General features: G+C 28.1%; 20 protein-coding genes. 15 read left to right on the top strand and 5 right to left on the bottom strand.

The window, feature by feature from the left end; translation table 11 throughout:
• Positions 1 to 342: 342 nt before the first annotated feature.
• From BM384_RS04560 to BM384_RS04575, 4 genes are all read left to right on the top strand, one after another.
• Positions 343 to 2,064, top strand: coding sequence for a methyl-accepting chemotaxis protein (locus BM384_RS04560; protein ID WP_090011523.1), 1,722 nt, complete (start codon positions 343 to 345; stop codon positions 2,062 to 2,064).
• Positions 2,065 to 2,214: 150 nt separating this feature from the next.
• Positions 2,215 to 2,631 (top strand): GNAT family N-acetyltransferase, encoded by a 417-nt coding sequence (locus tag BM384_RS04565; protein ID WP_090011525.1) that lies wholly within the window; start codon positions 2,215 to 2,217, stop codon positions 2,629 to 2,631.
• A gap of 99 nt (positions 2,632 to 2,730) precedes the next feature.
• Positions 2,731 to 3,408, top strand: coding sequence for a hypothetical protein (locus BM384_RS04570; protein ID WP_090011527.1), 678 nt, complete (start codon positions 2,731 to 2,733; stop codon positions 3,406 to 3,408).
• 242 nt (positions 3,409 to 3,650) lie between these two features.
• Positions 3,651 to 4,403 carry a YdcF family protein gene (locus BM384_RS04575; protein WP_090011529.1) on the top strand — a complete coding sequence of 251 codons (753 nt, stop codon included), beginning with the start codon at positions 3,651 to 3,653 and terminating at the stop codon, positions 4,401 to 4,403.
• Between the two features lie 202 nt (positions 4,404 to 4,605).
• Here the strand turns inward: BM384_RS04575 and crtI are convergent, their stop codons facing one another.
• Positions 4,606 to 6,102 carry a phytoene desaturase family protein gene (gene crtI / locus BM384_RS04580; protein ID WP_090011531.1) on the bottom strand — a complete coding sequence of 499 codons (1,497 nt, stop codon included), beginning with the start codon at positions 6,100 to 6,102 and terminating at the stop codon, positions 4,606 to 4,608.
• A 134-nt stretch (positions 6,103 to 6,236) separates the two neighbouring features.
• On the opposite strand from crtI, the gene BM384_RS04585 reads away from it, so the two are divergent.
• Complete coding sequence (locus BM384_RS04585) at positions 6,237 to 7,205, top strand: YybS family protein (protein ID WP_207650697.1); 969 nt, start codon at positions 6,237 to 6,239, stop codon at positions 7,203 to 7,205.
• Positions 7,206 to 7,244: 39 nt separating this feature from the next.
• On the opposite strand, the gene glgB is transcribed toward BM384_RS04585, so the two are convergent.
• Positions 7,245 to 9,068 carry a 1,4-alpha-glucan branching protein GlgB gene (gene glgB, locus BM384_RS04590; protein ID WP_090011534.1) on the bottom strand — a complete coding sequence of 608 codons (1,824 nt, stop codon included), beginning with the start codon at positions 9,066 to 9,068 and terminating at the stop codon, positions 7,245 to 7,247.
• Between the two features lie 140 nt (positions 9,069 to 9,208).
• Here glgB and BM384_RS04595 point away from each other — a divergent pair, with 140 nt between their 5' ends.
• Positions 9,209 to 10,633, top strand: coding sequence for a CHAP domain-containing protein (locus BM384_RS04595; protein ID WP_175537279.1), 1,425 nt, complete (start codon positions 9,209 to 9,211; stop codon positions 10,631 to 10,633).
• Between the two features lie 34 nt (positions 10,634 to 10,667).
• Here the strand turns inward: BM384_RS04595 and BM384_RS04600 are convergent, their stop codons facing one another.
• A complete protein-coding gene (locus BM384_RS04600; protein WP_090011538.1) occupies positions 10,668 to 11,621 on the bottom strand; it encodes a phosphoglycerate dehydrogenase in 954 nt (317 codons plus the stop codon).
• Positions 11,622 to 11,640: 19 nt separating this feature from the next.
• Positions 11,641 to 11,964: a hypothetical protein gene (locus tag BM384_RS04605; protein WP_090011540.1), complete on the bottom strand. Its 324-nt coding sequence runs from the start codon at positions 11,962 to 11,964 to the stop codon at positions 11,641 to 11,643.
• Between the two features lie 365 nt (positions 11,965 to 12,329).
• Here BM384_RS04605 and BM384_RS04610 point away from each other — a divergent pair, with 365 nt between their 5' ends.
• The 4 genes from BM384_RS04610 (at position 12,330) to BM384_RS18130 (ending at position 17,675) form a co-directional block, all read left to right on the top strand.
• Positions 12,330 to 15,767 carry a pyruvate carboxylase gene (locus tag BM384_RS04610; RefSeq protein WP_090011542.1) on the top strand — a complete coding sequence of 1,146 codons (3,438 nt, stop codon included), beginning with the start codon at positions 12,330 to 12,332 and terminating at the stop codon, positions 15,765 to 15,767.
• A 68-nt stretch (positions 15,768 to 15,835) separates the two neighbouring features.
• Positions 15,836 to 16,525, top strand: coding sequence for a thioesterase II family protein (locus BM384_RS04615; protein WP_090011544.1), 690 nt, complete (start codon positions 15,836 to 15,838; stop codon positions 16,523 to 16,525).
• Positions 16,512 to 17,312: a CPBP family intramembrane glutamic endopeptidase gene (locus BM384_RS04620; protein ID WP_090011546.1), complete on the top strand. Its 801-nt coding sequence runs from the start codon at positions 16,512 to 16,514 to the stop codon at positions 17,310 to 17,312. The genes BM384_RS04615 and BM384_RS04620 overlap by 14 nt, the downstream gene beginning before the upstream one ends.
• Before the next feature lie 18 nt (positions 17,313 to 17,330).
• Entirely contained in the window at positions 17,331 to 17,675 is a 345-nt protein-coding gene (locus tag BM384_RS18130; protein WP_242945954.1) for a hypothetical protein, read from the top strand.
• Positions 17,676 to 17,914: 239 nt separating this feature from the next.
• Here the strand turns inward: BM384_RS18130 and BM384_RS04630 are convergent, their stop codons facing one another.
• Complete coding sequence (locus BM384_RS04630) at positions 17,915 to 18,472, bottom strand: NUDIX hydrolase (protein WP_090011548.1); 558 nt, start codon at positions 18,470 to 18,472, stop codon at positions 17,915 to 17,917.
• Positions 18,473 to 18,566: 94 nt separating this feature from the next.
• Between BM384_RS04630 and BM384_RS04635 the strand changes: the two genes are divergently transcribed.
• The 5 genes from BM384_RS04635 (at position 18,567) to BM384_RS04655 (ending at position 25,688) form a co-directional block, all read left to right on the top strand.
• A complete protein-coding gene (locus BM384_RS04635) occupies positions 18,567 to 19,139 on the top strand; it encodes an HD domain-containing protein (protein ID WP_090011550.1) in 573 nt (190 codons plus the stop codon).
• Between the two features lie 60 nt (positions 19,140 to 19,199).
• Positions 19,200 to 19,901, top strand: a complete 702-nt coding sequence (locus tag BM384_RS04640; RefSeq protein WP_090011552.1) for a lysophospholipid acyltransferase family protein — start codon at positions 19,200 to 19,202, stop codon at positions 19,899 to 19,901.
• Between the two features lie 125 nt (positions 19,902 to 20,026).
• Positions 20,027 to 20,761, top strand: a complete 735-nt coding sequence (locus tag BM384_RS04645; RefSeq protein WP_090011554.1) for a hypothetical protein — start codon at positions 20,027 to 20,029, stop codon at positions 20,759 to 20,761.
• A 174-nt stretch (positions 20,762 to 20,935) separates the two neighbouring features.
• Positions 20,936 to 24,448, top strand: coding sequence for a pyruvate:ferredoxin (flavodoxin) oxidoreductase (gene nifJ / locus BM384_RS04650; protein ID WP_090011556.1), 3,513 nt, complete (start codon positions 20,936 to 20,938; stop codon positions 24,446 to 24,448).
• A gap of 337 nt (positions 24,449 to 24,785) precedes the next feature.
• Complete coding sequence (locus BM384_RS04655; protein WP_090011558.1) at positions 24,786 to 25,688, top strand: methyl-accepting chemotaxis protein; 903 nt, start codon at positions 24,786 to 24,788, stop codon at positions 25,686 to 25,688.
• Positions 25,689 to 25,698: the final 10 nt, after the last annotated feature.

Raw genomic sequence — 25,698 nt, forward strand, 5'->3', positions numbered from 1 at the left:
CAGGTGCAAGCTCCGCTATGTCGGAAATCTTACCATTAAAGCCTTTAGATATCATAGCATTCATGATATTTTCTAAATGCTTTAACTGAGGATTTGTTAAGTAAAAATCAAAATTTAATTGATTAAAAAATTTGTATATTGATGGTTCGTTTGATATAATTGTGTTCTGAAACATTTATGTATCTCCTTGTTGAATTTTGTGTAGGAACTTAATTATAACAGAGATTTATCATAAATGTTTTTTTATTTTATTCAGTTGTAAAATTATTCAAGCATTTTTGCACTATTATAGTTTAATAATATAGTTTTGCAAACGATACAAATTTTACGGGGGAAAAATTTATGAAATTTAAAAAACTTAATATTAGTGAAAAAATGACTAATAATCTTAAAGATATGGGAGTGGGAGATAAGATTAAAAAGTCCTTTAAAGTAATTAGAAATAGCTTTGCAGGATTAGTTGTTTTTATGTTGATTACAATATTATTTGCAGGTAATTCATTAGTAAGATTATATTATAGGTATTATGATGTTACTGCTAATATTGCATTTCTAACTTATGATTTATTAAAAGTTGAAATGAGTATGAATAATCTTGAGCATGATAAAGAATTAATAAAGGAGGCTACTGAAAAAATAAATTCAGTATATTTGGACTTGGAATATATAGGAGAAGGTTTAGAGAAAGGCTACCATGGAGAAAAATCTGAATCAGAAGCTTTAAATGAAAGCATAGAAGAACTAAGAGAAAGCATGTTTAAGGTTATAGGATATCTTGAAAATAAGGATATAGACACTGCTAAAAAAGAATTTAAGTCAAATTATATTGAAAAGCATAATAAAGTAATGTCAGATATAGTACCAATATTTAACAACAACGAAACTATTACTGAGTCCTTCTTTGATAAAAGAATTATATACTTAATAGCTACAAGTGTTTTAATTATAATTTTCTTTATATTTATATTAGGATTCAAAAAAGCAGTTTCAAAAATTTTATTAAATACAATTACAGAAGGTATAAATAATATTAAAGGCATATCTAAACAGCTTGAAAAAGGAAATTTTGCAGTTGAAAATACTTATGATCATAATGATGAAATGGGTGAAATGGCTGAAAGTTTAGTAAATTCAATAAATATGCTTAAAGAATACATTAATGATATTGATTATGTATTAGGAAAGATGGCAGATGGAAACTTTGCTGTTATTTCAGAACATAGAGTTGAATATAAAGGTGAATTTGTAGAAATAGAAAAAGCTTTTATTAGAATAAGTAAGTCATTAAATGGACTATTATCAACATTAAATGAATCAGTAAGTTTAGTTTCAAGTAATTCAGAAGAAGTATCTGCTTCATGTCAGATATTAACTGAAGGAGCAACAGAACAAGCTGGGTCAGTAGAGGAATTATTAGAAAATTGTAAAACAATACTTAATAAATCAAATAGTAATGTTGAAGTTGCTGAAAAAACTAAAGATTTTACTTTAGATGTTAAAAATACAGTTAATGAAAGTAATGAAAAGATGATGGCATTAAAAGAATCAATGAAGGAAATTGAGGAATCATCTAAATCTATAGAAGAAATAACTAGTACAATAGAAGATATTGCAGAACAAACAAATCTTTTAGCATTAAATGCTGCCATTGAAGCTGCAAGAGCAGGAGAAGCTGGTAAGGGATTTGCAGTTGTTGCAGAAGAAGTTAGAAAACTTGCAGATGAAGTTACTAATGCAGTTAAGAATACTGGAGTTTTAGTTGATAACTCTATAAGTTCAGTAAAACATGTTAATTCTATTGTAGAAGATACTGCAAATAGTCTAGAAGTTGTTGCTGAGAAAGTTGATACTACATCTGTATTAGCAGATAAGATAGCTAATGAGTCTAAGGAACAAGCAAAATCAATTGATGAAATGACTAAAGGCGTTAATTCAATATCTGAGGTTGTTCAAGTAAATTCAGCTTCAGCTGAGCAAACAGCAGCAGCTATGGAGGAGTTAGCTGTTCAAGCACAATTACTAAATGAAGAAATGAATAAATTTACTTTTGAAAAGTCTCTTTAGGTTTTACCTAAAGAGCTTTTTTAATGTATCAATAGATGTGAAATTTCTGTTTTACTCTCAATTTCAAGTAAATCAATATAAAATTTGGACTGTAATTTATATGCAAAAAAGTGTATAATTATAAATAGTAATAAACAGGGGGCGTTTATATTGAACATAAGAATAATTAAGAATGATATAAGTATTAAAGAGTTTATAGAACTTAGAGAATCTGTAGGACTTAATAAGCTAAAAGAAGAACAGGTAAGAAAAATGATTAAAAATAGTATATTTACTATTTTGATTAAGGATGGAGAAACTCTTGCAGGTATGGGGAGACTTGTTGGTGATGGTGCATATGTGTATTATCTTCAAAATATAAATGTAAAACCTGAATATCAAAATAGTGGTATTGGCACTATTATAATAAATGAACTTCTTGATTTTATAAAAAAAGATAAGATAGAAGATACTGAAGTTATGGTATTATTAATGTCATCAAAAATTGCAGAAGGATTTTATAAAAAATTTGGGTTTAGATCAAGACCTAATGATAAAGAAGGAAGTGGAATGATCTTAAACCTTTAATTATTTTAGTTGGGTTATGAAAAAAGTATAATAGACTTGTTATTAAAGCTTTGATAATCTATAAGAGAGCTTAATATTTTAAAAAGAAGGACAAAGATTATGAGAATAAATAATAATTTGGTATTTACTAACAACAATATTTATACTTCAAATAAAAATGTTAAAAATCAAAAGAATAAAAATAATGAATTAAAGAAAACCTTAGAGAAAAGTATCTTAGAAAAACAATTAAGGCAGAATAATGATATAAGTAAAAATCTTATTCCATTTAGTAAGAGATACAATCTATCATATATTAACCAAAGTCTAAATATATATAATAAAGATCTAAATGAGGATGAAGAAAAACTAACTTTAGAGCTTGATAAGGAAATATATGATAAGTGTTGTTTAAAACAATTAAAAGGCTTTGAATTTAATAGTCCTGAATTTTTTAAGTGGAAAAAAGAAAATCCTCACTTTGGCGGTATACCTATGGATGCACCTGCAAAGATAAGAAAAACACTAAAAGATATGCTTGAAGATATACCTACAGAAGGGGCATTAAGATTTCAAGTAGGTTCAGCAATTCAAGATAGTTTAGAAAATTATGATACAACTGATCCTAATTCCTTTATTAAAGCCTTTGATAATATAATTAATGATAAAAAAGATTATATTAATTTGGTTGAAATAAATGGTACAGGTTCAAAGATGGATAAAGATGCAATTAAAAGTTCACAGGATATAATAAATTTTATAACCTATATTAAAGAGAAAATTAGCTGTTTAATTTAATAAATAATTTATGAGCATATAGTAAGAGACAGTAAAAAGAGTTATGTAAAAGTAAATCTTTTTACTGTCTTTTTATATTTTATCACTTTTATTCATAATACAGCATTTATTCAGGCGAAGTGACTTTCTATACTAAAAAGAGTAACAGTAGAAAATAATTTGTTAAAAATAATATAAAAATGTTTAAAAGGTAATAAATGGTGGTATAATAAAGATGTAAACTTAATAAAGGAGGATATTAAGTGAGTATTGAAGTAATGGTGGGGATACTTTTAATGCTCTATGGTGTAAGTTTAAATATTCTTTATTCAGACTTTTTTCTTATATCACTAATACCAGTAATTATGGGCACATTACTAGTATTATATTCTTTTATTAAAGGGAAGATTAATAAATCAGTAAGAAAAGTTTTGTTTATAGTTATATGTATAGGTTTACTGTTATTTATTGGAGTAGAGGCCATAATAATAGGGATTCCTAAAATATGTACTGAGAATAAAGATTATATTGTTGTTATGCCAACTAATTTAGAAGAAACAAATGGGTATGTTTCTTTGACTTTAAAAGGAAGGCTCGATCTAGTAGTTAAAAGTATTTACCAAGATGCTAATGACAGTCTTATTATACTTACAGGAGGTGATATAGAAAATAGTGAGCTATGTGAAGCAGACATTATGGAAGAATATCTTTTAAATCAAGGAATACCTAAGAATAAAATAATTAAGGAATGTACTTCAAAAGTTAGAGAAGAGAGTCTCTTAAAGATAAAAAAAATTATTGAAGATGATTCTAAAAAAAATATTAATGAGTCTTCAATTAAATTAATTACTACAAATTATGAAGCCTTAAGTACAAGGTTGCTATTAAATAGACTTGGATTTGATAATATAGAGTTAAGCTCTAGTGATACAATTCTATATTTTGCTCCAGTCTTATATACAGCTGAATTCTATTTTGTAACAAAAAACTTTTTAATAAATACAATCATGCAATGAGGATAAGATGATTACGCTAAAGTAAGTAATAGATATGCATATTTTACTAAAAATATTACGAATATTACTATTTTTGGATTGAACTTGAAAAAAAGAGTTATATAGTATAAAATAGTTAGTGTGGAAATTAATTTCAACAATGGTATTTTAGGAATGTGAGAGGAAGACACCTTGATATAAGGTGTCTTATTTTTATGTTAAGTTATATTTTACTGTCTTTTTCTATTTTTTCTGCGCATATTTCTGAACTTTTTAAACACATAGAAATACCATTACCAGGATGAATGGATGAGCCTACAAAGTATAAAGAATTTAGCTTTGGAAAAGCACATTGAGGTCTAAAGATTAAGCTTTCAGTAATTTTATGACTTATTCCAAAAGCAGAACCATTATAAATATTAAATTTGTCCCTGAGATCTAAAGGTGTTAAAAAGTAATCATATAGTATATGATCTTTTATATCATTAAGTCCACTTATAGATGATAAAATATTTAAAATTTGCTTTTTTAAATTTGTACAAGTTTTTGCATTCCATTTGATTTTTTCATTATATAAATTAGGTACTCTAACCATTATATTTATTGTTTCATAATTATCTTTACATAAAGAGTCATCAATGGAACTTGGACAATAAATATAAAGACTAGGATCTTTGCTTAATTTATTTTTAAAAGGTGATTCTATATTCTTTTTAAAGTTTTTATTTATATAGATGTTATGAACTTTTAGTATAGGATATTTTTTATCTACAGCAAGATAAAGCATAAATACAGAACAGGAATGATGAAATTTAGTTATTTTCTTTAAAGGTATATTTAGAGCTTTACAATTAATTAATTTAGTAAAACTTTCTGTAAAGTCATTACTACATACAATAGCATCTCCTTTAAAAAGTTTGTTATTGCAAATAACTCCATAAGCTTTATTATCTTTAAATTTAATATTTTTTATTTCAGAACAAGTATGGATAATTCCCCCTAAATCAAGCACAAGATTTTTAAGGGATGTTAAAAATTTATACATTCCTCCTTTTATATAGTACAATCCGCTCATCTGAACTTCAGAAGGAATTGTATTATATATACTTGAAGCTTCATAGGGAGAAACACCAATATACATTGATTGAAACATAAGAAAATCATGAAGTTTTTTATTAGTTATGTATTCTGTACATTCTTCATCACAGCTATCAAGAATATTAATTTTTAAGATTTTACTTAAAGATGATGGGTTTAAAACATTATAGTATTTTAAAAAACTTTTATTTAAAAAATTTTTATTTATAATATTATATTTTTTATGATTATTAATAATGAAATCGTAGTATCCACAAATATCATTAATGTTATTATTTGTGATTTTTCTTAATGTATCATTTAAATGAGGAAAATCACTATAAAAATCATAGTAGCTATTGTCTTCATAAAAGCACCTGTAGTTAGGTGATAACTTAGTAAGTTTAAAATATTTTTTGTAATCTATGTTGCAGTCTTTAAAAAGTTTTATGTAATCCTCAGGAATCATAAGGATGCTTGCAGAAAGATCAAACTTAAAATTTCCTGTTATAATTTGCCCTGTTTTTCCACCTATAGAAGAATTTTTTTCGAATATTTCAACTTTAAAACCTTTATGTAGAAGTCTAGCAGCTAAAGATAAACCACTAATTCCAGCACCAATAATGATTATTTTTTTATTCATTAATTTTTCTCCATATTTTAAATTAGTATATACTATTATTATTGCCAATAAAAAAAAACAATGCAGTATATTCTATAAAATTACTTAGGTGCTAGAAAATTATAAATATATATGATATGATATTTTTTATTAAAATGAAATGTGGTGATGAGGTGGACGCAAAAAAGTTAACAGAGGCAGCTATGTTAAGCTCTTTATTTATTGCTGCAAGTATATTTTTTATAGGTACTGGAATAGCTTATTCTATATTTTTAGATATTGGAGTTCCTATATTGATAACACTAATATATTTAAGGTGTGAAACTAGATATACTATACTGGCATCAGTTACATCTCTTATTCTTGTTACCTTTGTATTTGGAAATTTAGCTGTTTCTATATCAATGATTCAAGGAATGCTTATAGGGTTTGTGTGTGGATTTTTAATAAATAGAAATACTCTTTTAAATGATGATTTTTTATATTGTTCATTATTAGCAGCAATTGTGTTGATTTTTATAGATATACTTTTTTCAGGTATTTTAGGATATAGCTTTGTTAAAGAAGCTAATGAATATTTAGTTTATTTTCCTTATGATGATAATGTAAAAGAAGTGGTATTTTATATTTTAATAGCAACTATGCCTCTTGGAACAATTATAATGACTTATATAGGAGCTGTTTTCTTTGGTAAAAAACTAAGGCTTTTAAATAAAAATGGAGAGAGAAAGTACTTATTTTTAAGAAATTATAAAAAGTATGGGAATTTTCAATATTGTTCAAGAAAAACTACATATATAGGGCTAGTATATATAATCCTAATAAAGCTTATAGGAAGAAACAATATACTTTTTAGATATACATATATTAAATTAATATTAATGACCTTTGCATATATACTAATTTATTTCTTAGTTAAAGATGCTTATTCTATTTTATGTGGAACTGTACATAAGATATTTAAGTCAAGGGGAGCACTTATTTTTACTCAAATATTAATTTTATATTCCTTGTTATATTATTTTCAAATTGCATTTATAGTAGTTGTTACAGCAAGTATTATTGTTGATACTAGATTTTCTATAAGAAAGAATACCAATAAATTTGTAATAAATATGTTTTGATATATTAAAAATGGCAGGAAAAGAAAATTCCTGCTAATTTTAATTTAATATAAAAATACATGAACATAAAGGAGCTAAAGTGATTCTAGCTGAATATGCCATATTATTAAAAGGAATATTTGAAATTTTAATAGGGTCTTCATTTACAATATTACATCCTGAATATATATCTTTTTCGCTATTTAAAATTTCAGTTAAATAACCTGGGGAATCAATACCAATTTTAAAGTTCTCATAGGTGTTATTAGACATATTTAAAATTACTACAAGTTTTTCATTTTTTGAACACCTTATATATGAAAATACACAGTCATTTTTATTATCAGCATCAATCCATTTAAAACTTTCTTCGTTATAATCACAATCATATAAGGCTACATGAGCTAAATATATCTTTGAAATATCTCTAAAAAATCTCTTAAAGGAATCGTGTTTGGGATACTTTAATAAATTCCAATCTAATTCTCTATTTTCATCCCATTCTCTAAAGTGTGCAAATTCATTTCCCATAAAGTTAAGTTTTTTCCCTGGATGGGTAAACATATAGGTATATAGTGTTTTACACTGTGAAAACTTTTCTTCGTAAGTTCCCCATAGTTTATCTATAATAGTTTTTTTGCCATGAACAACTTCATCATGAGATAAGGTTAAAAAGAAGTTTTCATAATAAAAATAGCTCATTGAAAAAGTTAAAAGATTATGATTATATTTTCTTTCTGATGGGGGAGTTTTAAAGTAATTTAATGTATCATGCATCCAACCTAGGTCCCATTTATAATCAAAACCAAGTCCATCATATAAAGTAGGAGCAGTTACCTTTAGATAATTACTTGAATCTTCAGCAATAATCATAGCAGTAGGAAAGGCTCTATTTATTTCATAATTCATTCTTTTTAAGAAATTAACTCCTCCAATATTAACACCACGACTACTGTCTCCCTGCCAATATATTATATTAGATACAGCATCCATTCTTAATCCATCAACATGATATTCTTTAAGCCAGAAAAAAGCAGCACTCATAAGATAAGAAACAACTATATTATTATAGTAATTATAATTGCAGGACCCCCATTCATTATTAGCAACATCATCATAATCATATTCATAAAGACTGTGACCATCAAATTTTGCTAAAGAATAGTTATCTCGAACAAAATGAACAGGAACAAAATCAAGAATAACACCAATGTTATGGTTATGAAGTTTATTTATTAAATATTTTAAATCATCTATAGTACCATATCTTGATGTGGCGCTATACGGACCTGATGCTTGATATCCCCAGGAAGCATCTAAAGGATGTTCATTTAAAGGAAGAAATTCTACATGGGTAAAGCCTACATTAGTTAAGTATTCAATTAAATTATCAGCGATTTCTCTGTAGGTGAAGAATTCTTTATCTAAAGGTTTTTTCCAAGATCCTAAGTGCATTTCATAGATATTTAAAGGAGAGTTGAAGTTTTTACTTCTCTTACACATCCATTCATCATCAGTAAAGGTAAAGTTCTTCATATCAGCTATTAAAGAAGCTGTATTTGGGCGAAGTTCACTATAGAAAGCATAAGGATCACTTTTATCTAGTGCCAGATTGCTTGAGGTATATATTCTATATTTATACATATCATTAGCTTTAGCTTCAGAAATGTATAGAGTATAAGAACCTCTATCATCTAATTTTTTCATAACATGATTTTCCCCGTTCCAATTATTAAATTCTCCAATTACTTCTATCTTTTTTGCCTTAGGAGCAAAAAGGGTAAAGGTTACTCCACCTTTTTCTTTGTTTATATGAGCACCATAAATTTTATAAGCTTCTGTTGAAAAACCGTTGTAAAATTCAGTTAAGGAATTATGATTCATTTAAGTACCTCCTAAAAAATTACAAATATAATACAAACAATTTTACCATATTATGTAAGATGGAAAAAGAAAAATAATCTTTTATTAAATGTAAAAAAATGGTAAAATTAAAAGCAGGTAATGTGAGGTGCTTTTTGTTTATGAAGAAAAATATATTATTAAGGATTAACTTAATTTTTATTATATTAATAGTGTATATTTTAAATTTTAGTATAAATACTAAAGCTTATGATATATCTAGTATATTAAGTCAGAATGAAATAAATTCTTATTTACTTAATAATAAGATTACAAATGAAAAATCAGATAACAATATAAGTGAAATAAAGGATATTAGTGATTATAAACTACCTAATTGGAGCAGTAATGAGAAATGTCTTAAAAGGCCAGAGACAGGTAAGGGATCTAGGGTATTTAATATAAATGATAAAATTGATGTTATTGATGAAAAGGATAGTTTTGTAATTTTAAATTATGATAATAAATTGTATTGGTGCAATTTAAGAAATCTAAATAAAAGTGATGGTATATACAAGATTAAAGAAAAGATAGTTTTAAGGGAAGTCAAAGAATTATGTATTTATAAAGAAAATCAAATGCTTGATATTAATGAAAAGTGTAATGGATATTTAAAAATAAAGACTTCTGATGGGTATTATGGATGGATAAATAGTAAGTTTTCAAAAAATATTAATGGAATTTATTATGTATCAAAGGAAGCAAAGGTTTACTATACAGCAGATTTAGCACAGATGGATAGTGTAAAAAATTTAGGGCCTAGAGATACTTTAAGAAAGATAGATGAGAGAAATGGATATTATTTGGTAGATGTAGATGGAAAGATGTCTTGGTGCAACAAAAATGATGTAGAGCTTGCTCATGAAAATACTCATACTTTATCAGTAAATAAAGAAATGCAATTATATGAAGCTGGTTATCATTATGTCTATAAAAAGGGTGAAAAAATTAATGTTGTAGATGGTTCTAATTCTAAAGCCATAAAGGTAAAACTTCCTGATAATAGTTTTACGTGGGTTTTAAGAGAAGATGTTTCTTATGATAAAGATAAAAATTTAATTGCTTCTAGAGATGTTAAAGCTTATTATACAGGAAATAAGGATGATGAAAATATAAATGGCTATAGAGAAAATATAGCTAATATAGCTTGCAGGGAAGAGGGATATACTGAAGGGCAAGGAAATAGAACTAAGTATGGAGATTGGTATGGAATAAATGCTGAGTGGTGTGCAATTTTTGTAAGTTGGTGTGCAAATAAAGCAGGAATAAATGAAGATATAATTCCTAAACATTCTTATTGTTTAGATGGAGCTAACTGGTTTATTGAACATAAATGTTGGTATAGTCCTAATGAATATATACCTAAGAAGGGGGATATAACATACTTTTATCAAGGTAATGGAATAAATCATGTAGGAGTTGTTGTGAAGGTTACTAATGACAGTATAATTACAATGGAAGGAAATATGTCTAATAAAGTTTTAAAAATGAGCCATAAACTTAATGATGATTCTATAGCAGGGTATGGAGTACCTATCTTTGAGTAAAATAAGACAGGCCCCTTTAAGGAACCTGTAAATTTTAAACTCTATATTTGTCATCTAATGTATTATTGAAAAAGTTAATTATATTTTCAGCACAAAGAAGATTCATATCATAAAAAGTATTATGAGTAAAGGTACCAACATGAGGCGTCATTGTTATATTTTCAATACTGCAAAAGGGTGAATCTTTAAAAGGTTCATTTTTAAACACATCTAAGGCGGCACCAGCAATTAAATTTTCTTTTAAAGCCCTAGTTAAATCCTCTTCGTTAACTATAGATCCTCTAGCTGTATTTATAAAATAAGCACTTTTCTTCATTTTTTTAAATTCATTTATAGTAAACATATTTATAGTTTCTTCAGTTGCAGGCAGATGAAGAGAAATAAAGTCGCTTGTTTTAATTAACTCATCAAAGGAAACATATTTTATATTATATTTATTTTCTAAGTCTATTTTCCTATGTGGACAAGTATATATAATATTCATATCGAAGGCAGAAGCCTTTCTTACAACTTCACTTCCAATATGGCCACAGCCTACTAATCCAAGAGTTGCTCCTTTAAGCCCTGTAGAGATATGTTTTTGCCATATACCTTCATGAAGTTCTTTAGAATGAAGGTTTAACTTCCTATTAAAGGCAAGCATATATGCTAAAGTAAGTTCACTAACTGCAGATTCTACAGTTCCAAGGGCCCTTGTAACTATAATGTTATTTTTATGGCAGTAATCAATATCCACATTGTCAAAGCCTACGCCTCTTCTTGCAATAATCTTTAGGTTTGGTATATGCTTTAAAATCTCTTCATCAAATTTTTCAACTGAAGCAAGAATTAAAGCATCACTATCCTTTACAAATTCAATAAGTTCTTCTTTGTTTTTCATAGAGCTAAAAGATTTTTCTTTAACATCAAAACCATTATTTTTTAGTAGCTCCACTGGTACTTTACTAATATCAGATACATTACTAGCTGTTATACATACTTTATACAATTAATAACCCCCCCAATATTTATAGTACTCCTGGAATAGAAGCGTAATTTTTTATTAAGCATATTGCTTTTAAAGTTAAATTTAGTACCCAAAAAGTTAATATATAAGTAAGTCCTTGAAATTCATAAGTAGTAAAATATGATTTTCCTATTACTGCTAAAAGTATTAGTATAACAGAATTAATAATTCCTCCAATAAGCTGTGCTTTGTAAAATTTATCATCAGTTACAATAAAATTTTTAGCTCTTAATGAATAGATGACTTTTTTTTTCTTATAAAATATAAAATTATAAACTGCAAAGCATACAGCAAAAATACATGCTCCAATAACCAAAATATTCATGAATTATTTCCCCCTTTAGGCATCTCTAAAATATTATTTTTTCTTCTATGGTGTTTCTAATCTTACATATAATATTAATTATTAATATTGTTCATAAGGTTTCCTCCTAGAGTTTATATTATTAAACTTATTTTACAATTTAAGTGGGTTTTATGCAAGTTGTTACAGAAAATATTATTAGAATAAATATTTGACAATAAAACTGTCATACTATTCTGTATTAAATGATAAGTTAAGCCATAAGAAAAGAAAAAAATACGTACAAAAATTAAAAAAAATTATTTAATGTATGTATTTGTGAAAAAATATGATATAATTCATAAATAAGAATATATTTACAAAGATAAATAAGGAGCGTGGATTTTTTGGGGCGTAAGTTTAAAAGAGTATTAGTAGCAAATAGAGGAGAAATAGCTATAAGAATTATAAGAGCTTGTCGTGAGCTTGGTATAAGAACAGTAGCCATATATTCTGAAGAGGATAAAAGAGCATTATTTAGAACTAAAGCGCATGAAGCATATTTAATAGGCAAAAATAAGGGACCTGTAGAAGCTTATCTAAATATTGATGAAATCATTGAACTTGCAAAGAAAAAGCATGTTGATGCTATCCATCCAGGATATGGCTTTTTGTCTGAAAATCCTGAATTTGCAAGAAGATGTGAAGAAGCAGGTATTGAATTTATTGGACCAACTGGAGACATGATGGAACAGTTAGGTGATAAGATAAAATCAAAAATAGTTGCTGAAAAAGCTGGAGTAAAAGTAATTCCAGGTGTAGAAGAAGCTATTAAGTCTGAAGAAGATGCGATAAAGATAGCTAAAGATTGTGGTTATCCAGTTATGGTTAAAGCTGCTGCAGGTGGCGGCGGAAGAGGTATGAGAATTGTTAGAGAAGAAAAAGAACTTCTTTTAGCATACCGCAATGCAAAAAGTGAAGCTATGAAAGCTTTTGGTAATGATGATATGTTCATTGAAAAATATATTGAAGGACCAAAGCATATTGAAGTTCAAATTTTAGGAGATAAATTTGGAAATATAGTTCATTTATATGAAAGAGACTGTTCAATTCAAAGAAGACATCAAAAGGTAATTGAAATTAGTCCATCATTAGTACTTACTGATGAAAAGAGAAAAGAAATATGTGAAGATGCTATAAAGATAGCAAAACAAGTTAATTATAGAGGTGCAGGAACCCTTGAATTCTTAGTAGATAAAGATTTTAATCACTATTTTATTGAAATGAATCCAAGAGTTCAAGTTGAGCATACAATTACTGAAATGACAACTGGTATAGATATAGTTCAAAGCCAGATTTTAATTGCAGAAGGATATGCTTTAGATTCAAAAGAAATTGCAATTACTCAAGAAGATATACAAACTAGAGGCTATGCAATTCAATGTAGAGTTACAACTGAAGATCCAGCAAATAATTTTTCACCAGATACAGGTAAAATAGATGTTTATAGAACAGCATCTGGATTTGGTATAAGACTTGATGGAGGAAATGGTTTTTCAGGTGCAGTTATAAGCCCATATTACGATAGTCTTTTAGTTAAGGCAACAGCTTATTCAAGAACTTTTGAAGATGCAGTAAGAAAGGCAATAAGAGCTGTAAAAGAAACTAACATCACTGGAGTAAAAACAAATGTCGATTTCTTAATTAATGTTTTAAATAACGAAGAGTTTAGAAAAGGTACATGTGATACAAACTTTATATCTGATAATCCTCAATTATTTGATATTAAGCCAAGAAGTGATGAAGAACAAAGAGTTGTAAGATATTTAGGTGAAAAGATAGTTAATGAAACTAGAGGAATAAAGAAAGAATTTGATGTTCCTAAAATTCCTAAGATTATTGGTGTAAATGACTTAAGAGGAACAAAACAAATTTTAGATACAGAAGGGCCTAAAGGGGTTGTAAATTACATAAAGAATCAGAAGAAACTTCTTCTTACTGATACAACAATGAGAGATGCTCAGCAAAGTCTTATGGCAACTAGAGTAAGAAGCCGTGATATGATTAACATAGCTGAAGCAACTGCATATTATGGAAAAGACTTATTCTCACTAGAAATGTGGGGAGGAGCAACATTTGATACTTCTTATAGATTCTTAAAGGAATCTCCATGGGCAAGATTAGAAGAACTTAGAAAGAAAATTCCAAATGTAATGTTCCAAATGCTTATAAGAGGAGCTAATGGTGTTGGATATAAGAACTATCCAGATAATGTAATTAGAAAGTTTGTAAAACAAGCAGCAGAAAGTGGAATTGATGTATTTAGAATATTCGATTCATTAAATTGGCTAAAGGGAATAGAAGTATCTTTAGATGAAGTATTAAAGGCTGATAAGGTTGCAGAAGTTGCTTTATGTTATACTGGTGATATTTTAGATGAAAGCAGAGATAAATATACTTTAGATTATTATGTTAAGAAAGCAAAGGAAATTGAAAAAATGGGAGCTCATATCTTAGGAATTAAGGATATGTCAGCCTTATTAAAACCATATGCAGCTAAAAAACTTATTACTGCATTAAAAAATGAAATTTCAATTCCTATTCATTTACATACACATGATACTACAGGAAATGGTGTTGCTACTGCTCTTATGGCAGCTCAGGCTGGAGTTGATATTATAGATACTACATTTAATAGTATGTCAGGACTTACAAGTCAGCCAGCTTTAAACTCCATAGTTGCTGCTTTAGAACACACTGATAGAGCTACTGGAATTGATTTAGCTGGAATTCAAAAATTAGATGATTACTGGATGGCAGTAAGACCTGTATACAATAATTTTGAATCAGACCTTAAGACTGGTACAGCTGAAATATATAAATATGAAATTCCTGGAGGACAATATTCTAACTTAAAACCTCAAGTAGAAAGCTTTGGATTAGGACATAGATTTGATGATGTTAAGAAAATGTATAGAGAAGTAAATATGATGCTTGGTGATATAATAAAGGTTACACCATCATCTAAAATGGTTGGAGACTTAGCAATATTTATGATTCAAAATGACTTAACACCTGAAAACATTTATGAAAAGGCTCAAGGATTAGCTTTCCCAGATTCAGTTGTTACTTACTTTAAGGGTATGATGGGACAACCTGAAGGAGGCTTCCCAGAAGAACTTCAAAAGCTTGTATTAAAAGGAGAAGAACCTATAACTGTAAGACCAGGAGAGCTGCTTCCACCTGAAGATTTTGATAAGATTAAAGAATACTTAAAGGATAAATATAAGTTTGAAGCAAATGATAAGCAACTTTTAAGTTATGCTCTTTATCCAGATGTATATGAAAAATATATTAAATTCAACTTTGAATATGGCGATCTTAGCAGAATGGGAAGCGATATATTCTACCATGGATTAAGTGAAGGTGAAACCTGTGAAATAGAAGTTGCAGAAGGTAGAACATTAATAGTTCAACTTATAGAAATAGGAAAAGTTGATGAAGAAGGTTATAGAACATTAAGCTTTGAAATCAATGGAAATAGAAGAGAAATTAAGATAAAAGATAAACATGAAAAAGCCAATGCTTCAAAATCCACAAGAAATGTAATAAAGATGGCAGATAGCGATAATGATAAAGAAGTTGGTGCTGCTATTCCTGGAAATGTTATAAAGGTTCTTGTTAAAGAAGGAGATATTGTTAAGGAAAATGATAGCTTAATGGTTATTGAAGCTATGAAGATGGAAACAAATATAACTGCTCAAACAGGAGGAGTTGTTGAAAAAATCCTTGTTAAAGAAGGAGAACAAGTTAAATCAGGACAATTATTATTAGTTTTAAAATAATAGATTTATATAAAGAATAGGGCTACTAAATTTAGTAGCTCTATTTTTAAAAAGGAGGATGTAAAAATATGAGAATTTTTTGTCTGCCTCATGCAGGTGGATCTGCTTCAGTTTATTTAAAGTGGAAAAAATATTTAAATAAAAATATAGAGCTAGTACCTATAGAACTATCAGGAAGAGGATCTAGAATGATTGAACCTTTTTATAATTCTCTAAATGAGGGAATAGATGATGTATCGGAAATTATAAAAGGTAAAATTATTGAAGGGGAAGAGTATCTTATTTATGGACATAGTATGGGAGCTCTTATGACATATGAGGTATGTTGTAAATTCTTAAAGGAAGGGGTGAAACTACCTAAACATATATTTTTATCAGGAAGACACTGCCCTTTTATAGATAGGAAAGAAACTATAGCTCATAAGTTAAATGATGAAGATTTTAAGGAATATATATTATCCTTAAAAGGAACTCCTAAAGAAGTATTTTTAAATAAAGAGCTTAGTGAGATTTTTTTACCTATAATAAAAAGTGACTATAAGAATATTGAAACTTTCCAGGGGATAAATAAAACTACTGTACTTCCAATACCTATTACTGTTTTAAATGGATATGAAGATGAATTGACAGAAGAAGAGATTGATGGATGGTCAAAGTTAACTAATAAAAACTTTAAAAAGCTTTACTTTGAGGGTGGACATTTCTTCCTACACAATCATATTTCAGAAGTAGCAGAGGTAATAAATGAAGTTGTGTAAAATAGTAAAAAGATACGAAGTATTATCTTCTATAGTAATTATGTTTATATCTTTATGTATGAGTGCAGTATCCTTGGGAAGCTTTTTAGAAAATTATTTTTCTTATCCAAATGTAATTTTTTTAGAGGGAATAATAATTCAAGGTGTTTTAGGCTTAATTATGTTAGTGTATGCTATAAAGATGGGCTATGGAAAAGGGCTTGGAATAAAATTTGAAGGTGGCATTAAAGATTCATATGTTATATGGCCTTTTTTAGTATTTACAATAATTAATGTAGTAGGTAGCTTTAAGGAAATAGAAAATATAAGGGTAAATATTGTGAATGTTTTATTGTATGGGGTTACCTTTTTTACTACAGGTTTTCTTGAAGAACTTATGCTAGGAATTATTTGTATGGCTTTTATAAATAAATATAAAAATAGAGAAAAGGGAATCTTAAAAGCCGTAATATTTTCAAGCCTAGTATTTGCTACAGCTCATATAAATGCTTATATACTTGGTCGCTCAGATATGCTTACTACAATTGTACAAATTGTAAATGCATTTTGTATGAGTGTTTTATATGAAGCTGTTTTTTTAAGAACAAAAACTATATGGATGCCTATAATTTCTAGTTTTATTATGGAGATATCAGGCAATGTATTAGTGCTAAGTATTACATCAAAAAATGATCTTGAAGCTATGATTGCAAGTATGTCAGTAACTGCAGAAGCTGTAATTCAGGCCATAATACTTTCCATAGTTTTCTTTATAATAGGAATGGTATTTTTAAAAAAGGCAAAGTGATTTAAGGGGAGAATTTATTTGATTAAGAATAAGACTGATTTAAAAGAATATATGGAAAAAGATAAAATTGCATTAGAGAAAAAAAGAAAACGTCCAAGAATATTTGAAGATGAAATTTGGCGTTTTGAAATTTATCTAAGAAAGCATGAATATTATCTTAATACTGGAAAAAATAAAATAGCATTACTTTATTATAAGATGCGTCATCATAATCTTGGAGTAAAACTAGGTTTTACAATACCTTGCAATGTTTTTAAGGGAGGCCTTAGAATTAATCATTATGGCTACATTGTAGTAAATGATAATGCTAGGATAGGAGAAATTTTGCGATATCCATCAAGGGGTAAATATAGGTGCAAATGAAGAGGGAAAAGCAGCAAAACTTGGAGACAATGTATGGATTGGACCTGGAGTTAAAATCTTTGGGGCAGTAGAGCTAAAAGATAATATAATGATAGGGGCAAATGCTGTTATTAATAAATCTATTAATGAAAGTAATATTACAATAGCAGGAGTACCAGCTAAAAAAGTTTCAGATCATGGAAACTATTATAAAAGATAAGTTTTTTAAAATAAGTCGCATCAATTAGATGCGGCTTATTTTAAAGATTTTTTATTTTTAAGTTTAATTTTTCATAAAGCTTAATTAAATAGGGTTCTGAAGAATATTCATGAATTTTTTCAATAGGAATCCATTTAACGCCTTTTGTTTCATCTTCATTTAAAATAAGTTCATCATTTTCATCACCTTCTAAAAGATAGGTTACATTTAAGTGAAGATGGGAAGCTACATAATTACCTTTTCTTATATGCCCATCTACAGTTAAAACATCTAATGAAATTATTTCATGTAAAATAGGTTTTATATTTTTTATTCCAGTCTCTTCAGTAGCTTCCTTTAAAGCAACATGAAGAAAATCAGAGTCTCCATCAGCATGACCTCCAACAAAGCTCCAGGAGTTATATATTTTGTGAAAAATCATAAGAACTTTATCTCTAGATTTATTTACAATATAACTAGAACTAGTGAAGTGAGCCAAAATATTTTCTCTGTATAACAAATCATCAAAGTTATCCATAAATTTTAGTATTACTTCTTTATCTTTTTCTTCTTGAATATTATAGGAAATATAATTTATAATTTTTTCTTTATAGTTCATATGTACCACATCCTAAATTTAGTATATAATTATACTAACATGTTTTGACAAAATTATGCTATATAATTGCATAAAAGAAGGGCGGATAATTTAAATGAATAGCAGATTAAAGCAACAGTTAGATTTTATTATAGAAGTGGATAAACTAAAAAATGTATTTAGACATTCATACATAGCTGATGGAAGCAGAAAGGAAAATGATGCAGAACATTCATGGCATTTAGGTCTTATGGCTGCTGTTTTTAGTGAATACATAAAAGAAGATATAGATATGAAGAAAACTTTAAAGATGGTTTTACTTCATGATCTTGTAGAAATATATGCAGGAGATACCTTTGCTTTTGATGAAGCAGGATATGAAGATAAGGAAGAGAGAGAAATAAAGGCAGCTAAAGAGCTATTTAATAGACTTCCAAAAGAGCAGAGGGAAGAATTTATGGCTTTATGGTGGGAATTTGAAAAGTGTGAAAGCTTAGAGGCTAAGTATGGAGCTATGATGGATAGACTTCAACCATTAATACTTGATTATGCAAATGAAGGAAAGGGTGTAATTGAAGATAAGTTAACTAAAGAAAAACTTTTAAAGAGAAATGAAATAACTTTAAATGAAGGACCGGAAGAACTTAAGGAATTAGTTCATTTTCTAATTGATGAAATATTTAATTAATAAGTCATTAAATAAAATTTATATATAATATATAAAGTAGTAATAAAATAGGGGGCAAAAATGAGGATAATATTAATTGGGATTTTACTTTTATTTTATACAATCTTAACATGGCCTTTAAGGTTATATAACAGAACAAAAAATAAAGAAGAGAGAGAAGCTGCAAATTATAAGCTTTTAAGAAGACTTGTAAAAATGGCTGTAAAAGTAGCAGGAATGGATATAAAGTTATCAGGAAAAGAAAATATAGATAATGAAAAGAGTTATCTAATAATAGCTAATCATAAAAGCGACTTAGATAGTTTAATGTTAATCTGGCTTTTTGAAAAACCATTTATTTTTATTGGAAAAGATGAATTGAAAAAGACACCTATAGTTAATATATGGTTTAAAGAAATAGGCTGCTTGTTTATGGACAGAGATAATATTAGACAATCAGCAAAGATTATATTAGAAGCTTCTGAAGTCTTAAAAGGAGGGAAATCTGTAGTGATTTTTCCAGAAGGGAAAAGGATTATGGAAGATAGATTAGGAGAATTTAAAAATGGAAGTTTTAAGCTTGCTATTAAATCTGGTAAAAATATTCTTCCTATAGCTTTGGTTAATTCTTATAAGGCCTTTGAAGAATCAAAAAGAATAAAACCTACACATGTAAAAATTAATGTTGGAGAAGAAATTGAATGGAAGAAATTAAATTATAAAAATACTAGTGAAATTTGTGAACATACAACATCAGTTATTAATAGGTTGTATAAATTTTAAATTTAGAATTAAAGATGTAATCTAGAAAAAATATTAAATGTGAATTAGATTACATCTATTTTTATATCACTTTGTTATATATTGTGGTATAATAGGTTGCGATTTTCAAATTAGGAGAGGAATAAATGAAAAAAACAAAAGTTATTTTATTATTAATTAGTGTTATAACAATTTTAGTGGTAAGCGGCATATATTTTTATAACTATAATATTAAACAGGTTAATGCTGAAGTTACAGAAGAAAATATTGCAGAAACAGAAAAAGAAGAGGTAGTAGTAACTCCTAATACTAAAAGTATTTCTGAAGTATTAGCTAAAACAAAAAAACTACAATCTATGCAAAGTACAGACATATTATATGTTTCAGATGATAAGATAATAATAAATACTGATGTAAGTCTTTTAGTCTTTGATTTTAAAACTAAAAGTATAGTAAGAGCCTTAGATTTATCTGATTTTAGAAGAAATAATAATCTAAGTTATGGAAAGACAAGCTTTAAGGTTAGTAAAGATGGAATGGAAATTTATATAGTAAGTGGAGAAGATGAAGGTGATATTTATTGCTATAATTTAGATGCTGATAACATAAAAAATATAAAATCTTTATCAGAAAAAGAAATATATAATGGAAACTGCATAACTAATGAAATAGATTATTCTAAGGATGATTACATAAATAATAATACTGGGTACTTTCGTAACTGGGAGTTAATAGATCATAAATATACAAATGAGGGTAAGATAGGTTATATATTTTATGATTCCTATTTAACTCCAGATTCTAATGATTTTAGTATGGGTATATTAATTTTGAATACTGAAAATAAATCTTTTGAGACTTATGGAATAGATTATAAGTAAAAATTAAAAAAGGTGAATCTCTTTAAAAATAGAGGTTCACCTTTTTGCTTGAAATTTGGAATTTAGGAAGAGATATGGGCAACGGTATAAAAATACTAGTAAAGGGCAAAATAAAACAGTTATTAATAATAAAGAAACATTATTTTTAAACATAAGAAAGGAAGGTGTACATTTATGAGAAAGATGAAGACAATGGATGGGAATACGGCAGCTGCACATATTGCTTATGCCTTCACAGATGTTTCCGTAATCTTTCCTATAACTCCATCATCTCCTATGGCAGAAAAGGTAGATGCGTGGAGTGCTCAAGAAAAGAAAAATATATTTGGGCAAGAGGTTAAAGTTGTAGAAATGCAATCAGAGGCAGGAGCAGCAGGTGCGCTTCATGGAGCATTGCAAGCAGGAGCATTAGCTTCAACCTTTACAGCATCTCAAGGACTACTTCTTATGATACCTAATATGTATAAGATAGCAGGAGAAAGACTTCCTGGAGTTATTCATGTTGCAGCAAGAGCACTAGCAGCATCATCATTAAATATTTTTGGTGATCATCAAGATGTTATGGCGGCAAGACAAACAGGATTTGCCATGCTTTGTGAAGGCTCAGTACAAGATGTAATGGACTTATCTGCTGTTGCTCATTTAAGTGCTATAAAGTGTAGGATGCCTTTTTTGAATTTCTTTGATGGTTTTAGAACGTCTCATGAAATACAAAAGATAGAAGTTTTAGAATATGATGATTTAGGTAAATTAGTAGATAAGGATGCTCTAAAAGCTTTTAAGGATAATGCATTAACTCCAAATGATCCAAAAACTATAGGTACTGCACAAAACCCAGATATATATTTTCAAACAAGAGAAGCTGTAAATAAATATTATGATGATATTCCATTTGTAGTAGAAGAATATATGAGTAAAATTACAGAACTTACAGGAAGAGAATATCATTGCTTTGATTATTATGGAGCTTCTGATGCTGATAGAATTATAATAGCTATGGGGTCTGTAACAGAGACTTGTGAAGAAACAATTGATTATTTAAATGCTAAAGGTGAAAAAACTGGTCTTATTAAAGTAAGATTATATAGACCTTTCTCAGTAGAAAGATTGCTTAAAGTTATACCTAAAACAGTTAAAAAGATAGCAGTTTTAGATAGAACTAAGGAACCAGGTTCTATAGCAGAACCATTATACTTAGATATAGTAAAAGCATATCACAATGATAAAAATGCGCCACTAATTATAGGAGGAAGATTTGGATTAGGTTCAAAAGACCCAACTCCTTCAGATATAGCAGCTGTATATAAGAATCTAGAAAGTGATAATCCTAAAGATGGCTTTACTCTAGGAATAATTGATGATGTTACTAATACATCTCTTGAAAAAGTTGATATTGATGTGTCTACAGGAAATATAACATCATGTAAGTTCTGGGGATTAGGTTCAGATGGTACTGTTGGAGCTAATAAGAGTGCTATTAAGATTATTGGAGATCATACTGAAATGTATGCTCAAGGATATTTTTATTATGATTCAAAGAAATCAGGAGGAATTACAGTATCTCACTTAAGATTTGGAAAGGAAAGAATAAAATCATCCTATTTAATTGATAAGGCAGATTTTATAGCATGTCATAATCAATCCTATGTTTATAAATATGATGTTCTTGGAGGTTTAAAGAAAAATGGTAAGTTCCTTTTAAATACTCTTTGGGATAAAGATGAACTTGAAGATAAGCTTCCTGGAGGAATGAAAAAATATATTGCAGAAAATAATATTGAATTTTATACATTAAATGCAGTGAAAATAGCTCAAGATATAGGTCTTGGTGGAAGAATTAATATGATAATGCAGTCTGCATTTTTTAAGATTGCAAATATCATTCCAGTTCAAGATGCTGTTAAGTATTTAAAAGAAGCTGTTGTTTCTTCATATGGTAAAAAAGGTGAACAAATTGTAAATATGAATAATGAAGCAATTGATAAAGGTATTGATTCAATTGTTAAGATAGATGTTCCTGATTCTTGGAAAAATGCTAAGGAAGCAGAATTTACTGGTACTCATAATCAGCCTGAGTTTGTAAAAGAAATAGTTAACCCTATGAATAGACTTGAAGGAGATAATCTTCCTGTATCAATATTTATTAAACATGGAGTAGATGATGGCTCATTTATGCATGGTACATCAAATTATGAAAAGAGAGGAATTGCTGTTAATGTACCTGAATGGCAACCTGAAAAATGTATTCAATGTAACCAATGTTCATATGTATGTCCTCATGCATCAATAAGACCATTTTTATTAAGTGAAGAGGAAAAAGAAAATGCACCTAAAGGAATTAAATTACTAGAGCCTAAGGCCTTAAAGAGTGAAGAGAAATTATATTATTCAGTTGGTGTAACTCCTCTAGATTGTACAGGATGTTCAAACTGTGCAGAAGTATGTCCTGCACCAGGAAAAGCTTTAATAATGAAACCAAAATCTACACAAGAAGAGCAAATAGATGTTTGGGATTATACAGTTAATAATGTTAAGCAAAGAAATCCTATGAATAAGAATACTGTTAAAGGAAGTCAATTTGAAACTCCATTACTTGAATATTCAGGTGCTTGTGCAGGATGTGGAGAAACTTCCTATGCTAAGCTTGTTACACAACTATTTGGTGATAGAATGATGATTGCAAATGCAACAGGATGTTCATCTATATGGGCAGCATCTACCCCTTCAACTGCATATTCAAAAGATCAAAAGGGGCGTGGACCTGCATGGGCTAATAGCTTATTTGAAGATAATGCTGAATTTGGTTTTGGTATGTTTTTAGCATCTCAAGCAATTAGAGAAAGAATTGCATCCAATATAAGTAGATTATTAGAAAAGGGTGTTTCTAAAGAAGAGGCTAAAGTTTTACAAGATTGGCTTGACCATAAAGACAATGGAGAAGGAACAAGACTTAGAACAAATCGAGTTTTTGATGTAGTGTCTAATATGGAAGACCCAGCTGCAAAATCAATTGTATTTGATAAAGATCATTTAGTTAAGAGAAGCCAATGGATATTTGGTGGAGATGGCTGGGCATATGATATTGGATATGGAGGCTTAGATCATGTATTAGCTTCTGGTGAAGATGTTAATGTACTTGTATTTGATACTGAAATTTATTCAAATACAGGAGGACAGTCTTCTAAATCAACACCAGCTGCAGCAGTTGCACAATTTGCAGCAAATGGTAAAAAAACAAAGAAGAAAGATTTAGGAATGATGGCTATGTCCTATGGATATATTTATGTAGCACAGGTAGCCATGGGTGCAGATAAGAGTCAAACTTTAAAAGCTATAACTGAAGCAGAAAATTATCCTGGACCATCATTAATAATAGCTTATGCACCATGTATAAATCATGGTATAAAACTTGGTATGTCAACTTCTCAAGAAGAAGAAAGAAAAGCAGTTCATTGTGGATATTGGCAGCTTTATAGATATAATCCAGCTGTTGCTGATGAGAAAAATCCTTTTTCTCTAGATTACAAGAAGGAACCTAATGGAAAATTTAGAGATTTTCTCATGGGAGAAGTAAGATATGCTTCCCTTGCAAAAGCTTTCCCAGAACATGCTGAAGAGCTTTTTGCAAAGACAGAAAGAGATGCAATGGAAAGATTAAATAAATATAGAAAGTTAGCAGAAGATTAAGAAAATGATAGTGTGATAGTTATATCGCACTATCATTTTTTGATAAAATTAAGAAAAAATACTTTTTTTATAGAGGGTAAATATTCTTATAAAAAATGAATTTTAAGAGATGTTGATTTATATTTAAATAGCTGGTTTCATTTATCACTTTATTTAATAATCCAGACTAAAATTTTTAATATAACAATAAAATATGATTGTGATAGAAAAAGTGATAGAAAATCAAGGGAAAATATTGCATAATTGTGCCGAGAATAAAAAGAGGTACTAGGAGGAAGTATGAGAGAAAGGATAAAAAAGGTGAAAATTTCAACGCTTATATTTATTATGGGGGGGAGTGGCTCTGTTATCTGAGATACTTTTAGGTATAGTAAGTATTAATGGTCTTACATCTCTAAATTCTAGTTATAGACTGATAGAATCATATAATAATTGGAATTATGAAATTTTGACCGAAAAAGAAAAAGCTCTTGCTATTAAAAGCATTATTTTAAATTTAGCTGAAGGTAGAGGTATGGAGAATATTGATAGTGCTGAAGATGATTTAGATTCAATAGGAGAATTTATAAAGTCAAGTTTAGAGTTAGATGATAATGATGAAACAGAAATTGAAAATTTGGAGTCTTTACAATCATTATTTAATGAATTTTCAGAGGTTAAAGGAAAAAAAGTAGAAAAACCTGAGTTTGGTAGTAGTCATTTTATAATTGGACTTGAAGACAATTACGAAGATGAATTTGAAGAAAAATATAATAAAGTTAATGAAAATTTTGAGACTTTAAGAAGTTATGTTCAAGAATATATTGCTGAAGAAAAAGTAACTAATGAAAATCTTTTTACAAGATTAAAATTTACAAGTATAGGTTTTATTTTATTAACAATTATTATTGTCTCAGCAGTGGTTTTCTTTGTAATAAAAGCAATAAAAACTTCAATTAATGATGTTATTTTAGTTTTAAAAGAAGTGTCACAAGGAAACTTAAATGTTGAATTAAAGGTAAATGGAGAAAATGAATTTGAAGTAATGAAAAAGGAACTTAAAGTTACAATAGATAGTTTTTCTTCTATGATTTCTAATGTTAGCAATTTAAGTGATGAAGTAAGTGAAAAGAGTGAGGATTTAAGTTTAATTTCAAATAACTTAGTAGAAAATACAAAGGCTCAATTACTAAATAGAGTGATAAATAAAACAAGCTATTCAAATATAGGTGGACGTCCTTTAAAGTTCGTATTTATATAAGGATGTTCTC

This window comes from Clostridium sp. DSM 8431, from assembly GCF_900116755.1.
GTDB lineage: Bacteria > Bacillota > Clostridia > Clostridiales > Clostridiaceae > Clostridium.